The sequence below is a fragment of the Agromyces binzhouensis genome (genome assembly GCF_004135055.1).
GTDB lineage: Bacteria > Actinomycetota > Actinomycetes > Actinomycetales > Microbacteriaceae > Agromyces > Agromyces binzhouensis.
The window spans coordinates 1-13,783 of sequence record NZ_SDPL01000036.1 but is presented as its reverse complement, the minus strand read 5'-3'; the positions used below and the strand labels follow the sequence as shown (position 1 = coordinate 13,783).

Here is a 13,783-nt window from a genome sequence, read left to right as displayed (position 1 = left end):
CCGAGCGGACCGTGCTCGCGACCGGAGCCGTCGTCGAGCAGCGGTGGCAGCCGGTCGGCCGCGTCGGGCTCTACGTGCCCGGCGGCAAGGCCGTCTACCCCTCGAGCGTCGTGATGAACGTGGTCCCCGCCCAGGTCGCGGGCGTGCGATCGATCGCGCTCGCCTCGCCCGCCCAGGCGGCGCACGCCGGCCGCATCCACCCCACGATCGCCGGCGTCGCGGCGCTCCTCGGCATCGACGAGGTCTACGCCATGGGCGGCGCCGGCGCGATCGGCGCCTTCGCCCACGGCGTGCCCGAACTCGGGCTCGAGCCCGTGCAGCGCGTCACCGGACCCGGGAACGTCTTCGTCGCGGCGGCCAAGCGCGTCGTGCAGGGCGTCACGGGAATCGACGCCGAGGCGGGCCCCACCGACATCCTCGTCATCGCCGACGATGCGGCCGACGCCGACTTCGTGGCATCCGACCTCGTGAGCCAGGCCGAGCACGACGAACTCGCCGCGGCCGTCCTCGTGACCGACTCGGCCGAGTTCGCCGAGCGCGTGCTCGAGCGGCTCGTCGTGCGCGCGACCGAGACCCGCCACTCGGAGCGGATCCGCGCCGCGCTCGACGGCGCCCAGTCGGCGGTCGTGCTGGTGGACGACCTCGAGCAGGCGGCGGACTTCGCGAACGCGTTCGGCGCCGAGCACCTCGAGATCCAGGTGCGGGACGCCGACGCGGTCCTCGCAGGCATCGAGAACGCCGGGGCGATCTTCATCGGCCCGTACTCGCCGGTGAGCCTCGGCGACTACGCCGCGGGCTCGAACCACGTGCTGCCGACGGGCGGCCAGTCGCGGCACGCCGCCGGGCTGTCCGCGGCGACCTTCCTGCGGCCGCAGCAGGTCGTGCGGTACGACGAGGAAGCGCTCCGCGAGGTCGCGCCCGTCATCGCGACGCTGTCCGAGGAGGAGGACCTCCCCGCGCACGGCGAAGCGGTGACCGCCCGCTTCGGCGAGCGCCGCTGATCCCGACGCTACGCTGGGAGCACCATGTACTGCCCCTTCTGCCGCCACCCCGATTCCCGTGTGATCGACTCGAGGACGAGCGATGACGGACTCTCGATCCGACGTCGACGCCAGTGCCCGGAGTGCGGCCGCCGGTTCTCGACGACCGAGACCGCGAGCCTCGCGGTCATCAAGCGGTCGGGCGTGATCGAGCCGTTCAGCCGGGAGAAGGTCGTGCTGGGCGTGAAGAAGGCCTGCCAGGGCCGGCCGGTCACCGACTCCGACCTGGCGGTGCTCGCCCAGAAGGTCGAGGAGACGATCCGGTCGACGGGCGCGTCGCAGATCGAGGCGAACGACATCGGCCTGGCCATCCTCCCCCCGCTCCGCGAGCTCGACGAGGTCGCGTACCTGCGCTTCGCGAGCGTGTACCAGGCCTTCGAATCGCTCGACGACTTCGAGTCGGCGATCGAGGCGCTCCGCGAGGAGCACGGACGGCTGCCGGCCCGACCTGCCGAGTGACGTGCGCGTCGGGCGGCGCGACGCCGCTCCGGTAGCCTGATCCAGGCATGTATCGTCTCCTCTTCTCCCTCGTCTTCTCGCGCATGGACCCCGAGCGCGCCCACCACCTCGCGTTCGGCGTCATCCGCGCCCTCCCCGCGCTCGGAATCGGCCGCCTGGTGGAGCGCGTCACCGGGCCCGCGCCCGAACTCGCGGTCGAGGCGCTCGGGCTGCGGTTCCCGTCGCCGTTCGGGGTCGCCGCCGGGTTCGACAAGGACGCCCTCGCCGTCGTGGGCCTCGGGAACCTCGGATTCGGCCACGTCGAGGTCGGCACGATCACGGCCCTGCCGCAGCCGGGCAACGAGCGGCCCCGGCTGTTCCGCCTGATCGCGGACCGCGCCCTGATCAACCGCATGGGATTCAACAACGGCGGTGCGGATGCCGCGGCCGGCCGCATCTCTCGGCTGTCGCGCCGCCGGCATCGCCCCGTGCTCGGCGTGAACATCGGCAAGAGCCGGGTCACGCCCGTCGAGCGCGCCACCGAGGACTACGTGCGGAGCACGAAGGTGCTCGCACCGCACGCCGACTACCTCGTCGTGAACGTCAGCTCGCCGAACACGCCGGGTCTCCGCGGACTGCAGGAGCTCGATGCGCTCGCACCGCTGCTCGAGGCCGTCCGCGGGGCGGCGGGCCGGACGCCGCTCCTGGTGAAGATCGCGCCCGACCTCGACGACGCCGAGGTCGTGCGGATCTGCGACCTCGCGGTCCGCCTCGGCCTCGACGGCATCATCGCCACGAACACCACGATCTCGCGGGCAGGGCTCGTCACTCCCGCCGCGGAGGTCGAGGCGATCGGCGCGGGCGGGCTCTCCGGGGCGCCGCTCGCGGCGCGTTCGCTCGCCGTGCTGAAGCTCATCCGCGAGCACGTGCCCGCCGAGCTCTGCGTGGTGTCGGTGGGCGGCGTCGAGACCGCCGAGGACGTGCAGGAACGGCTCGACGCCGGCGCGACGCTCGTCCAGGGCTACTCCGCGTTCGCCTACCGCGGACCGGCGTGGGCGCGCGAGGTCAATCGGGGACTCGAGCGGATCCGTCGCGAGCGCCGCGCCGCGGCATCCGTCGCCTGACCACCGCAGCGGACCGCGCACGCGGTCGCCTCGAGGCGTGATCGAGCGGGCCCGCGGGAGGGCGCCTCAGAGCATGCCGATGTCGGAGAGCCGGTCGGCGAGCGTCGCGCCGTCGCTCGCGGACACCCACGGCACGTCGGCGCCGTGCTGCTCCGACTTCGAACGTCCGCCGGCGAGGACGGCCTCGCCGGGCGAGAGCTCGCGGATGGCGATCGCCGCGACGTTCTCGGGATGCTGGCGGGCGAACGCCGCGTAGAGCTCCTCGTCGTGCTGGCCGTCGTCGCCGATCATGAGCCAGCGGACATCGGGGAACTCCTCGGCGAGGCGACGCAGGTTGTCGATCTTGTGCTCGCGCCCGCTCCGGAACCACCGGTCGTGCGTCGGACCCCAGTCCGTGAGCAGGATCGGACCCGCCGGGTAGAGGTTGCGCGACAGGAACCGAGTGAGCGTGGGTGCGACGTTCCACGCGCCGGTGGACAGGTAGATCACGGGGGAACCCGGATTCCGGCGCGCCAGTCGCTCGTAGAGGACCGCCATGCCCGGAGTGGGGCTGCGAGCGTGCTCGTCGAGCACGAAGGTGTTCCATGCCGCCACGAAGGGGCGGGGGAGCGCCGTCACCATGACGGTGTCGTCGACGTCGGAGATGATGCCGAAGTCGACGTCGGGTCCGACGACGCGGATGGGGGCCTCGACCGATTCCGCGCCGTGGGTGCTGATCACCACGTGGGTCCACCCCGGCTCGAGGCGCACCGGGATCTTCGTGTCGACCACGCCGCCGCGATCGGAGAGCACCTCGAAGCGCTCGCCGCCGACCTCGATCGTGACCGGCACGTCGCCGACCGGCACGCTCGTGAAGCTCCGCCACCCGCGGATGCCCTGTTCGCGACGGCGCCGACGGCGCTTCGAGGTCTCGTCGGCCCGGATCGGCTTCGAGAGCAGTACGCGGCAGAACACGCGGACCCACTCGGTCGAGCCGTAGCCGGTGTAGGGCACGACCGTCGGGACGTTGCCACGGCTCCTCGCCCACCGTTCGCGCACATCGTGGACCCAGTCCTCGGCGCGCGCGGCACCATGCCGGGCCGGCCGTTGCCGGGGACCGGCCGGGTCGGGGGAACTCACCGGCATCCCACCAGTCTTTCATGGACCCGCGCGCTGGAGCGAAACCCGCCGTCCCCCGAAGGCGGGACTTCCGCTCGGAGCCGGTAGAGTGGTCCGGCGAACAAGGAGGACCCGTGCCGAACATCGACCTGATCCTGGGGGGCGATCACGGGCGGAGGCGCTCGGTGCGAACCGAGCCCACGCAGCGACGCAGCTCCCAGCGGCTCGACGCGCTGCTGGACGCCGCCGCCGAGATCGTCGACGAGCTCGGATTCGAGCGGCTGACCACGCAGATGGTCGCCGAGCGCGCCGGCGCGTCGATCGGCACCGTGTACCGGTACTTCCCCGATCGGGTCGCCGTCCTCCATGCACTCCGGGAGCGGAGCGTCCGCCGCTATCGCGAACGACTCGCGGAATCGATGGAGAGCGCGGAACTCGACGCCTGGTGGGATGTGATCGACGTCGCGCTCGACGTCTGCATCGCCCTGTACCGCGACGAGCCGGGCTTCGCCGTCGTCTACTCCGCACCGCGCGAGGCCTCCGAGCTCGACGGCGAGCCCGAGATCGCCCACCGCGTCGCGAAGCTCCTCGAGCACGACTTCGGCGTGATCGACGACGCCGGGGTCAGGTTGCGGCTCGGCGTCGCGCTGGAGATCGGCGCCACGCTCATCCACCGGGCGTTCGTCCGCGACGCCGCCGGCGACCAGCGGTACCTCGACGAGGCCCGCCATGTCGTGCGCGTCTACCTCGATCGGCACTTGACCGATCGTCTCGCCGCCTCGTCCGCAGCCTGACGATCCGCGGCGAACCGCAGCGACCCCCGTTGCCCCGCCGCTTCCGAGGTGTTTGGCTTGGTGACGAGGCGCCGGTCGGCGCCAGCCACGACGTGAGGGGCAGCATGATCGAGTTCCGCGGCGTCACCAAGCAGTTCCCCGACGGCACGGTCGCGGTCCGCGACGTCGACATCGTGATCCCCCCGCACAAGACGACCGTGCTCGTCGGATCATCGGGCTCCGGCAAGACGACCCTCCTGCGCATGATCAACCGCATGGTCGACCCGACTGGCGGACAGGTCCTGATCGACGGGACGGATGTCGCCACGGTCGACCCGGTGAAGCTCCGGCGCGGCATCGGCTACGTGATGCAGAACTCCGGGCTGCTGCCGCACCGGAAGGTCGTCGACAACATCGCCACGGTGCCCCTGCTGCGCGGCGAGTCGCGGCGAGCCGCGCGTGCCCACGCCCTCGAGCTCCTCGACACGGTCGGGCTCGACCGGTCGCTCGCCGACAGGTACCCCTCGCAGCTCTCCGGAGGGCAGCAGCAGCGCGTCGGCGTGGCGCGCGGCCTGGCCGTCGACCCGAACATCCTGCTCATGGACGAGCCGTTCGGGGCAGTCGACCCGATCGTGCGCTCCGAGCTGCAGCAGGAGCTCCTCAGGCTCCAGGGCGAGCTCGGCAAGACCGTGGTCTTCGTCACGCACGACATCGACGAGGCCTTCCTCCTCGGCGACCAGGTCGTGATCATGCAGCAGGGCGGGCTGATCTCCCAGGCCGCATCGCCGGCGGAGATCCTCGCGCACCCGGCGGACTCGTTCGTCGCGGACTTCGTGGGCGCCGATCGCGGCAAGCGCGCGCTGCACGTCACCGAGGTCGACGGGCGCCGCGTGGTCGTGGATGCGGACGGCAGGGCGGCCGGAGTCCTGGCCTCGTGAACTGGCTCTGGTCGAACCTCGACCTCGTCGGCGAGCTCATGCTCGTGCACCTCGCGTTGTCGGTGCCGGCGATCATACTGAGCTTCGTGGTCTCCGTGCCGATCGGGTGGCTCGCGCACCGGTACCGGTGGTCGCGGGGCGTCCTGCTGTCGATCTGCGGGCTCCTCTACGCCATCCCGTCGCTCGCGCTGTTCATCGCCCTGCCGGCGTTCACCGGCCTCAGCCTGCGATCCCCGGTGAACCTCGTCATCGCGCTCACGCTCTACGGCATCGCGGTGATCGTGCGAACCTCGGCCGACGCCTTCGACTCGGTCGAGCGCGACATCCGGCAGTCGGCGACGGCGGTGGGCTACTCCGCGGCCGGGCGGTTCTGGGGCGTCGAGCTGCCCCTCGCCGGGCCCGTGCTGCTCTCGGGCCTCCGCGTCGTGATCGTGAGCACCGTGAGCCTGGCGACGGTCGGTGCGGTGATCGGCGTGCCGAGCCTCGGGAGCCTCTTCACCGACGGATTCCAGCGCGGCATCCAGGTCGAGATCATCACCGGCATCGTGGCGACGATCGTGCTGGCATTGGGGCTCGACGCGCTCAGCGTGCTGCTCGGTCGCGTCCTGATGCCGTGGACGCGCCGCGGGTCGAGCAACGGCCGGGTCACGGCGGCGCGACGTGTCCGGGAGGAGACCGCATGACCCTCTTCCTCGACGCGTTCGCCTGGCTCGCCGACCCGGCGAACTGGACCGGGCCCGGGAGCATCCCGCAGCGGATCGCCGAGCACCTGTGGGTCTCGGCGGTCGTGCTCGTCATCGCCTCCGCCATCGCGCTGCCGCTCGGCGCCCTCGTCGGCCACACCGGTCGCGGGCGCGAGCCCGCGGTCATGGTCTCGGGCGGCCTCCGCGCACTGCCGACGCTCGGCGTGCTGACGCTCTTCGGCATCTGGATCGGGATCGGCCTCGCCGCGCCGGTGATCGCGCTCGTCATCCTCGCCATCCCGCCCCTCCTCGCCGGCGCGTACGCCGGCTTCGAGTCGGTCGACCGGCGCACGATCGATGCGGCCCGGGCGATGGGGATGCGCGAGCTCCAGGTGGTCGGCAAGGTCGAGCTCCCGTTGGGGATGCCGATCGTCGTGGGCGGCATCCGGTCCGCGACCCTCCAGATCATCGCGACCGCGACCCTCGCGGCCTACATCGCCGACGAGGGCCTCGGCCGTTTCATCTTCTCGGGGCTGAAGACCCGCGACTACGGCGAGATGCTGGGCGGGTCGATCCTCGTGATCCTGCTCGCACTCGTCATCGACGGATGCTTCGCGCTCACGCAGCGCGTCGTCGTCCCGGCAGGAGTCCGCGCGACGCGGACCGCAGAGCTCCGCTCGGGACCGACCCGGTCCCGAGCGATCGTGGGGCGACCCAACACCGAAGGGAACCAGGAATGATCACAGCAGGAAAAGGCCGGCTCGTTGCGCTCGCAGCGGTCGCGGTCGGGGCGACAGTGGCCCTGGCAGGGTGCGCATCGGGCGATCCGCTCGACAGCGGATCGGATGGCGGCGACGCGACGAGCGAGACCATCGTCGTCGGCTCGCAGGACTACTACTCCAACGAGATCATCGCCGAGCTCTACGCCCAGGCGCTCGAGGAGAACGGCTACACGGTCGACCGGCAGTTCCGGATCGGCCAGCGCGAGGTGTACATCCCGGAGATCGAGTCCGGCGCGATCGACGTCTTCCCCGAGTACACGGGCAACCTCCTCCAGTACTACGTGCCCGACACCACCGCGACGACGAGCGACGACGTCTACGCGGAGCTCTCGACGTCGCTGCCCGACGGGCTGCGCGTGCTCGAGCAGTCGCCGGCGACCGACCAGGACTCGTACAACGTCACCCGGACGTTCTCCGACGAGAACGGGGTCACCAGCCTCGCCGACCTGAAGGACGTCTCGACGCCGATCACGCTCGGCGGGAACTCCGAGCTCGAGACGCGCCCGTACGGGCCCGAGGGGCTGCAGTCGGTGTACGGCGTCGAGGTGGCGTTCACGCCGATCGAGGACAGCGGCGGGCCGCTCACCCTCAAGGCGCTCGTCGACGACCAGGTGCAGATGGTGAACATCTACAGCGCCGACCCGAACATCGCCGCGAACGACCTCGTGACGCTCGAGGACCCGGAAGGTCTCTTCCTGGCCTCGAACGTCGTCCCCGTCGTGAGCGACAAGGTCACCGACGAGATCGCCGAGATCATCGACACGGTGAGCGCGGCGCTGACCGCCGAGGACCTCGTTGCCCTCAACGCGTTGAGCGTCAACGAGCAGCAGTCCGCGGAGCAGATCGCGAGCGACTGGCTCGCGGAGCAGTCGCTCTTCTAGGAGGCGGAATCCTCGCGCGAGGGGTCGGCGGCTTCGGCCGCCGGCCCCTTCGCCGCGTCGGTGGGCGCGATGTGCGGCGGGATCGAGGGGTGCACGGCCGACTCGGCGGCATCCGTCATGTGACGCGCCTCGATGCGGAGCAGGACCTTCTTGCCGAGCCAGGCCAGCACGAGGAAGAGGATGATGACGCCGACGAAGAGGTACCCCGCCCAGTGGAGGTTGTCGCTCAGTTCGCGATAGCCGCCCGCGGCGGCCGAGCCGACGCCGACGTAGGCGAACGACCAGATGATGCACGCGGGCGTGGTCCACGCCATGAAGCGCCGGTAGGACATGTCGCTCATGCCCACGGTCAGCGGGACGAGCGAGTGCAGGACCGGCAGGAACCGGGAGATGAAGACGGCGGGGCCGCCGCGCCGCGCCAGGTAGCGCTGCGCGCGGTGCCAGTTGTGCTCGCCGATGCGGCGGCCGAGGCGCGAGTGCTGGATGTGCGGCCCGAACCAGCGGCCCAGCGCGAATCCGATGCTCTCGCCGATCAGGGCGCCGACGATCACCGCGACCGCGAGCGCGACGAACTCGACCGGACCCTCGACCCCGGTCGCTGCGACGATGACGATCGTGTCGCCCGGCACGATGAGGCCGATGAGCACGGAGGTCTCGAGCATGATGCCGATGCCGGCGAGCAGCGTGCGGACGATCGGGTCGACGCTCTGCACCGTCGCGAGGATGCCGTCGAGCAGCTCGTTCACGATTCAGAGCCTAAGCGCTCGCGCCGATCGGTGTCAGGCGGCGATCGCGGCGAGGACGCACACGGGGACCGCGACGATCGCCGTCGCGAGCAGCCACGTCGCACTCCTCGCTCGCGGGTCGAGGGGGTGGAGGTCGGCCTCGAGTCGCGCGAGCCGGCGCTCGAGCACCCGTTCGTCGGAGGCGGCCGACGCGGTCGGCGAGTCCGAGTAGGCCGCCGATGCGCCGGAGCTGCCGACCCTGAGCAGGGCCGTGCGCAGTGGCTCGACGCCGACCCGTCGTCGGGGCGCGTCGTCGGCGAGCATCTCGGTGAGCATCGCGACGGACCGCTCGGCGCGGTTCGCGATGGGGAACCAGGGGAGCGCCGCGTGCCAGGCCCGGAAGGCGAGCAGGACGAGGTGGTGCAGCTGGTCGAGGTGCGCGCGCTCGTGGCCGACGACGGCGCGGAGCTCGTCGTCGTCGAGGAGGTCGACGAGGCCGTCGGTGATGACGGTGGCCGTCCGCAGGCCGGGCACGCAGTAGGCGGCCGGAACCGGGTGCGCGAGCACCCGCGCACCGGTCGACGCGCTGGCGGGGCTCGCGAGGAGGTCGATGAGCCGGTGCTGGCGTCGCCGGGCGCGCTCGGCACGCACGGCCGTCGTGGCGAGGTTGAGGGCGAGGTGGACGGCCAGGCCCACGGCGAGCGTGAGGGCGGCGAGGTGCACGACGCCGAAGCCCTCGGGGATCGGTCCGGCGGCGATCACCGGGATCAGCGCGTCCGCAGCGCCGGAGAGCGAACCGGCCGGCGATGCGCCGAAGGCCAACAGCGCGCCGATCATCGACAGGCCGCCGCCGAGCGCGATGCCCTGCCAGAGCACGAGCGCGGTCGCGGGGGAGCGGACGGGCCATTCCGCACGCGAGAGCGCGACGGGCACCGGCCACGCGAGGGCGAGGGCGAGGGCGCCGAGCGCCACGGCGGCGGCGATCACGTCAGTGGCGGACCAGGTCGTCGAGCAGGCGACGCAGGGTGTTCGCCTCTCCGGCGCTCACGGTTCCGACGAACCGCGCGAGCGCGGCGTCGCGGTCGGACGAGGCGGAGAGCACCTCGTGCATGAGCTCGGCGGTGTGCTCGGCGCGCGAGAGGAGCGCCGAGTACCGGTGCGGGCGCGTGTCGCGGCTGCGCCCCACGAACCCCTTGCGCTCGAGGCGCGAGAGGACGGTCAGCACCGTGGTCGTCGCCGGGGCGCGACCGGGCGCGGATGCCGCGGCGAGCCGGTCGCGGACCTCGTTCGCGGTGAGCGCCGAATCGCCCATCCAGAGCTGTTCCATCACGGAGCGCTCCAGCTCGCCGAGACCTGCCATAGGTCGAGGATACCGCGCAAGAGCCCAAAGGTTCTACGTCGTGTAGAAAACATGCTCTACGCTCTGTAGAAGAATCGCGTCGACGATCGTTCCCATGAAAGGGGCCCCCGCGTGAACGAGTTGCTCGATCCGCTCCTGCTCGCCAGGTGGCAGTTCGGTCTCACCACGGTCTACCACTTCCTCTTCGTCCCGATCACGATCGGGCTCGCGACCTCGGCGGCGATCTTCCAGACCGCCTGGGTGCGCACGGGCAAGGTCGAGTACCTGCGGATCACGCGGTTCTTCGGAACGATCTTCCTCATCAACTTCGCCATGGGCGTCGTGACGGGCATCGTGCAGGAGTTCCAGTTCGGCATGAACTGGTCTGAGTACTCCCGCTTCGTCGGCGACGTGTTCGGTGCCCCGCTCGCGCTCGAGGGCCTGCTCGCGTTCTTCCTCGAGGCCACGTTCATCGGCCTCTGGATCTTCGGCTGGAACCGGCTGCCCCAGAAGCTGCACCTCGCCACGATCTGGGCGACGGCGATCGGCACCATCCTCTCGGCCTACTTCATCATCGCGGCCAACGCGTTCATGCAGAACCCGGTCGGCTACGAGATGAACGCCGAGCGCGGTCGAGCCGAACTCGTCGACATCTGGGCGCTGCTGACGAACCCGGTCGCCCTGGCCGCGTTCCCGCACACGATCGCGGCCTGCTTCATGGTGAGCTCCGGCCTCATCATCAGCGCCGCCGCGTGGCACCTCGCGCGCAACCAGCACCTCGACACGATGCGACCGGCCCTGAAGTTCGGCCTCTGGGGCATGCTCATCTCCGGTGCGCTCACCACGTTCTTCGGAGACCAGCTCAGCCTCGCGATGGTCGCCACGCAGCCCATGAAGATGGCGGCGGCCGAGGCGACCTACGACACCGTCTGCGGGGCGGATGCCTCGTTCTCGCTGTTCACGCTCGGCACGCCCGACGGCACGACCGAGCTCTTCTCGATCCGCGTGCCGTACCTGTTGTCACTGCTGTCGACGCACTCGTTCGACGGGTGCGTCGAGGGCATCAACGACCTCCAGGCGCAGTACGCCGAGCTGTACGGTCCCGGCGACTACGCGCCCATCATCTGGATCACCTACTGGGCCTTCCGCTGGATGATCGGCCTCGGCATGCTGCACGTGCTGATCGCGGTCGTCGGGCTCTGGCTGACCCGCAAGGGCCGCATGCCGAAGCAGCGCTGGATCTGGACCGTCGCGGTCTGGAGCTTCCCGCTGTCGCTCGCGGCCATGATCGTCGGCTGGGTGTTCACCGAGATGGGTCGGCAGCCATGGATCGTCTTCAGCCTCCTGCCCACCGAGTCGGCGGTCTCGCCGAACGTCACCGGCCTCGACGTGCTGATCTCGCTCGTCGCGTTCACGCTCATCTACGGCATCCTCGCCGTGGTCGAGGTCAAGCTCATCGTCCAGGCCGTGCGGAAGGGCCCGCCCGAGATCGCCCCGCCCGACCCGGAGACGGGCAAGGTCGAACACACGGCAACGGTCTACTAGGGAGGACACGGACATGGATCTCGCAGTGCTCTGGTTCTGGATCGTCGCCTTCCTCTTCGTCGGCTACTTCGTGCTCGACGGATTCGACTTCGGCGTCGGGATGTCGCTGCCCTTCCTCGGCAGGGACGACACCGATCGCCGAGTCCTCATCAACACCATCGGCCCGGTCTGGGACCTCAACGAGACGTGGGTGATCGTCGCCGGTGCCGCCCTGTTCGCGGCGTTCCCCGAGTGGTACGCGACGCTCTTCTCGGGGTTCTACCTCGCGCTGCTGCTCATCCTGCTTGCGCTGATCGCACGCGGCGTGTCGTTCGAGTACCGCCACCAGCGGCCGGAGGCCGCCTGGAAGCGGCGCTTCGACTGGATGATCATCGTCGGGTCGGCCGTGCCGGCGCTGCTCTGGGGCGTCGCGTTCGCGAACATCGTCCAGGGCGTCGCGCTCGACGCCGACCACAACTACACGGGCACGCTGTTCGACCTGCTCAACCCGTATGCGCTGCTCGGCGGACTCACGACGCTGATGCTGTTCTTCACGCACGGGGTGGTGTTCGTCGCCCTGAAGACGGACGGGGACATCCGGCAGCGCGCTCGTCGCCTCGCGGCGCGGGCCGGCGCCATCACCGTCGTGGTCGCCGCGACCTTCCTCGCGTGGACGGGATTCGCGCACGGCACGGCCTGGTTCTGGGGGCTCGCGGCCGTCGCCGCGCTCGCGCTCATCGGCTCGTGGCTCGCGAACGGGCGCGGTGCGGAGCGGGTCGCGTTCACGCTCATGGCGGTGACGATCGGCGCCGCCGTGTTCGCGCTCTTCGCCGCGCTGTTCCCCGACGTCATGCCCGCATCCAACGATCCGGCGAACAGCCTCACGATCGCGAACGCGTCGAGCACGCCCTACACGCTGACGGTCATGAGCTGGACGGCGCTGATCTTCCTGCCGCTGATCCTCGCCTACCAGGGCTGGACCTACTGGGTCTTCCGCAAGCGCGTCACCCGGCAGACGATCGACGCCGCCGCGCACTGACGTGCGTCCGCTCGATCCCAGACTGCTCCGGCGTTCCCGCGCCGCCCGTGGCTTCATGGTCGCGGGCGGCGCGCTCGCGCTGCTCCAGGCGGGTGCCACGGTCGCGTTCGCGTGGGCCCTCGCCACGCTCGTCGTCGGCCTCATCGAGGGCGAGGTGCCGGGCGGAGCGAGCACGATCGCGGTCGTCATGCTGGTCGCGGCATCCGTTCGAGCGCTCACGGGGTGGCTGTGGGAATGGCTCGGGTCGGCCGGGGCCATGCGCGTCAAGGCCGAACTGCGTGACGCGCTGCTCGGACGGCTCGAGGACCGGGCGGGCCGGCGGTCGGTCACGACCGCGCGGGCGGCGACGCTCCTCGGGCCGGGCCTGGACGCCCTCGACGAGTACTTCGGGCGCTACCTCCCGCAGCTCGTGCTGACGGCGATCGCGACGCCGGTGCTGGTGGTCGCGGCGTGGACCGCCGACTGGGTCTCCGGACTGATCCTCGTGATCGTGCTGCCCCTCATCCCGGTGTTCATGGCGCTCATCGGCATGGCGACCGAGGTCGTCCAGCGCCGACAGTGGGACCGCCTGCAGGCCCTCTCCCGCGGGTTCCTCGAGGTGCTCGGCGGACTGTCGACGCTCATGGTCTTCGGCCGGGCCGAACGGCAGTCCCGTCGCATCCGCACGGTCACCGACGACTACCGGTCGAGCACCATGAAGGTGCTCAGGGTGACGTTCCTCTCGGGGTTCACGCTCGAGTTGGCCGGGAGCCTCTCGGTCGCGCTCGTCGCCGTCTCGATCGGGCTCCGGCTCGTCGCGGGCGACATGGCGTTCGCTCCGGGGCTCTTCGTGCTGATCCTCGCGCCCGACGTCTTCCTCCCGATCCGGAACGTCGGTGCCGCGTTCCACTCCGCGACGGCCGGCCTCGAGGCCTCGCGCGATGCGCTGGACCTGCTCGACGCGGACGACACGGAGGAGTCGGTGCGCGACGGTCGTGCCGGGCAGGCGGACGCCTCGGCGTCCGGCGCTCGCGATCCGTTCGCGGCCGGGGCGCGGGACGGACTGCGCATCCGCGACCTCGTCGTCCTGCGCGACGGCCGGCCGGTCACCGCTCCGCTCGACCTCGACGCCGCGCGCGGCGAACTCGTCGCGCTGACCGGCGCGAGCGGCTCCGGGAAGTCGTCGCTGCTCGCCGCGATGCTCGGGTTCGCCGACCGCACCGGCCGGCTCGAGCTCGATGGACTCCCACTCGGGGCCGGGACGCGTCGGCTCGTCGCCTGGTCCGGGCAGGCGCCGCAGCTCGTCGAGGGCACGATCGCCGCGAACATCCGCCTCGGCTCGGAGGACGCCGACCCGGCGCTGCTCGACCGCGCGGTCGCGGTCGCGGGCGTCGACGTCGACCCTGAGCTGCAGCTCGGG

Annotated in this window: 15 protein-coding genes; 11 read left to right on the top strand and 4 right to left on the bottom strand. The window is 71.2% G+C overall.

Annotated elements, in window-relative coordinates; genetic code table 11:
• The 3 genes from hisD to ESO86_RS03840 all read left to right on the top strand — a co-directional run.
• A partial coding sequence (gene hisD / locus ESO86_RS03850; protein ID WP_129233567.1) for a histidinol dehydrogenase occupies positions 1 to 1,001 on the top strand: 1,001 nt, incomplete at its 5' end.
• Between the two features lie 24 nt (positions 1,002 to 1,025).
• Entirely contained in the window at positions 1,026 to 1,499 is a 474-nt protein-coding gene (gene nrdR / locus ESO86_RS03845; protein ID WP_129233566.1) for a transcriptional regulator NrdR, read from the top strand.
• Between the two features lie 47 nt (positions 1,500 to 1,546).
• A complete protein-coding gene (locus ESO86_RS03840) occupies positions 1,547 to 2,602 on the top strand; it encodes a quinone-dependent dihydroorotate dehydrogenase (RefSeq protein ID WP_129233565.1) in 1,056 nt (351 codons plus the stop codon).
• Positions 2,603 to 2,668: 66 nt separating this feature from the next.
• Here ESO86_RS03840 and ESO86_RS03835 read toward each other — a convergent pair whose 3' ends face one another.
• Positions 2,669 to 3,727 (bottom strand): App1 family protein, encoded by a 1,059-nt coding sequence (locus tag ESO86_RS03835; RefSeq protein WP_129233564.1) that lies wholly within the window; start codon positions 3,725 to 3,727, stop codon positions 2,669 to 2,671.
• 107 nt (positions 3,728 to 3,834) lie between these two features.
• Between ESO86_RS03835 and ESO86_RS03830 the strand changes: the two genes are divergently transcribed.
• The 5 genes from ESO86_RS03830 to ESO86_RS03810 all read left to right on the top strand — a co-directional run bounded on the left by ESO86_RS03830 (position 3,835) and on the right by ESO86_RS03810 (position 7,757).
• Positions 3,835 to 4,494, top strand: a complete 660-nt coding sequence (locus ESO86_RS03830) for a TetR/AcrR family transcriptional regulator (RefSeq protein WP_242492187.1) — start codon at positions 3,835 to 3,837, stop codon at positions 4,492 to 4,494.
• Between the two features lie 104 nt (positions 4,495 to 4,598).
• Positions 4,599 to 5,411, top strand: a complete 813-nt coding sequence (locus ESO86_RS03825) for an ABC transporter ATP-binding protein (RefSeq protein ID WP_129233562.1) — start codon at positions 4,599 to 4,601, stop codon at positions 5,409 to 5,411.
• On the top strand, positions 5,408 to 6,094 hold the full coding sequence (locus ESO86_RS03820) for an ABC transporter permease (protein ID WP_129233561.1): 687 nt from the start codon (positions 5,408 to 5,410) through the stop codon (positions 6,092 to 6,094). Before ESO86_RS03825 ends, ESO86_RS03820 begins: the two co-directional genes overlap by 4 nt.
• The gene (locus ESO86_RS03815; RefSeq protein WP_129233560.1) at positions 6,091 to 6,834 is read left to right on the top strand and encodes an ABC transporter permease; all 744 of its coding nucleotides are present in this window, start codon (positions 6,091 to 6,093) and stop codon (positions 6,832 to 6,834) included. Before ESO86_RS03820 ends, ESO86_RS03815 begins: the two co-directional genes overlap by 4 nt.
• Entirely contained in the window at positions 6,831 to 7,757 is a 927-nt protein-coding gene (locus tag ESO86_RS03810; RefSeq protein WP_129233559.1) for an ABC transporter substrate-binding protein, read from the top strand. Before ESO86_RS03815 ends, ESO86_RS03810 begins: the two co-directional genes overlap by 4 nt.
• On the opposite strand, the gene ESO86_RS03805 is transcribed toward ESO86_RS03810, so the two are convergent.
• The 3 genes from ESO86_RS03805 to ESO86_RS03795 are packed head-to-tail and all read right to left on the bottom strand — an operon-like array spanning position 7,754 to position 9,842.
• Entirely contained in the window at positions 7,754 to 8,503 is a 750-nt protein-coding gene (locus tag ESO86_RS03805) for a DedA family protein (protein WP_129233558.1), read from the bottom strand. The genes ESO86_RS03810 and ESO86_RS03805 overlap by 4 nt on opposite strands.
• A 33-nt stretch (positions 8,504 to 8,536) precedes the next feature.
• Positions 8,537 to 9,469 (bottom strand): M56 family metallopeptidase, encoded by a 933-nt coding sequence (locus ESO86_RS03800; RefSeq protein ID WP_129233557.1) that lies wholly within the window; start codon positions 9,467 to 9,469, stop codon positions 8,537 to 8,539.
• Between the two features lies 1 nt (position 9,470).
• A complete protein-coding gene (locus ESO86_RS03795; RefSeq protein ID WP_129233556.1) occupies positions 9,471 to 9,842 on the bottom strand; it encodes a BlaI/MecI/CopY family transcriptional regulator in 372 nt (123 codons plus the stop codon).
• Positions 9,843 to 9,953: 111 nt separating this feature from the next.
• Between ESO86_RS03795 and ESO86_RS03790 the strand changes: the two genes are divergently transcribed.
• From ESO86_RS03790 to ESO86_RS19885, 3 genes are all read left to right on the top strand, one after another.
• Positions 9,954 to 11,366: a cytochrome ubiquinol oxidase subunit I gene (locus ESO86_RS03790; RefSeq protein WP_129233555.1), complete on the top strand. Its 1,413-nt coding sequence runs from the start codon at positions 9,954 to 9,956 to the stop codon at positions 11,364 to 11,366.
• 13 nt (positions 11,367 to 11,379) lie between these two features.
• The gene (gene cydB, locus ESO86_RS03785; protein ID WP_129233554.1) at positions 11,380 to 12,384 is read left to right on the top strand and encodes a cytochrome d ubiquinol oxidase subunit II; all 1,005 of its coding nucleotides are present in this window, start codon (positions 11,380 to 11,382) and stop codon (positions 12,382 to 12,384) included.
• 55 nt (positions 12,385 to 12,439) lie between these two features.
• Positions 12,440 to 13,783, top strand: a 1,344-nt coding sequence (locus ESO86_RS19885) for an ABC transporter ATP-binding protein/permease (RefSeq protein ID WP_129233553.1), incomplete at its 3' end; no start/stop codon positions are given.

Excerpts from the sequence above, each read along its gene's own strand:
- ESO86_RS03825 (WP_129233562.1), top strand. The coding sequence starts at position 4,599 with ATGATCGAGTTCCGCGGCGTCACCAAGCAGTTCCCCGACGGCACGGTC.
- ESO86_RS03815 (WP_129233560.1), top strand. The coding sequence starts at position 6,091 with ATGACCCTCTTCCTCGACGCGTTCGCCTGGCTCGCCGACCCGGCGAAC.
- ESO86_RS03810 (WP_129233559.1), top strand. The coding sequence starts at position 6,831 with ATGATCACAGCAGGAAAAGGCCGGCTCGTTGCGCTCGCAGCGGTCGCG.
- nrdR (WP_129233566.1), top strand. The coding sequence starts at position 1,026 with ATGTACTGCCCCTTCTGCCGCCACCCCGATTCCCGTGTGATCGACTCG.
- ESO86_RS03835 (WP_129233564.1), bottom strand. The coding sequence starts at position 3,727 with ATGCCGGTGAGTTCCCCCGACCCGGCCGGTCCCCGGCAACGGCCGGCC.
- ESO86_RS03840 (WP_129233565.1), top strand. The coding sequence starts at position 1,547 with ATGTATCGTCTCCTCTTCTCCCTCGTCTTCTCGCGCATGGACCCCGAG.
- cydB (WP_129233554.1), top strand. The coding sequence starts at position 11,380 with ATGGATCTCGCAGTGCTCTGGTTCTGGATCGTCGCCTTCCTCTTCGTC.
- ESO86_RS03795 (WP_129233556.1), bottom strand. The coding sequence starts at position 9,842 with ATGGCAGGTCTCGGCGAGCTGGAGCGCTCCGTGATGGAACAGCTCTGG.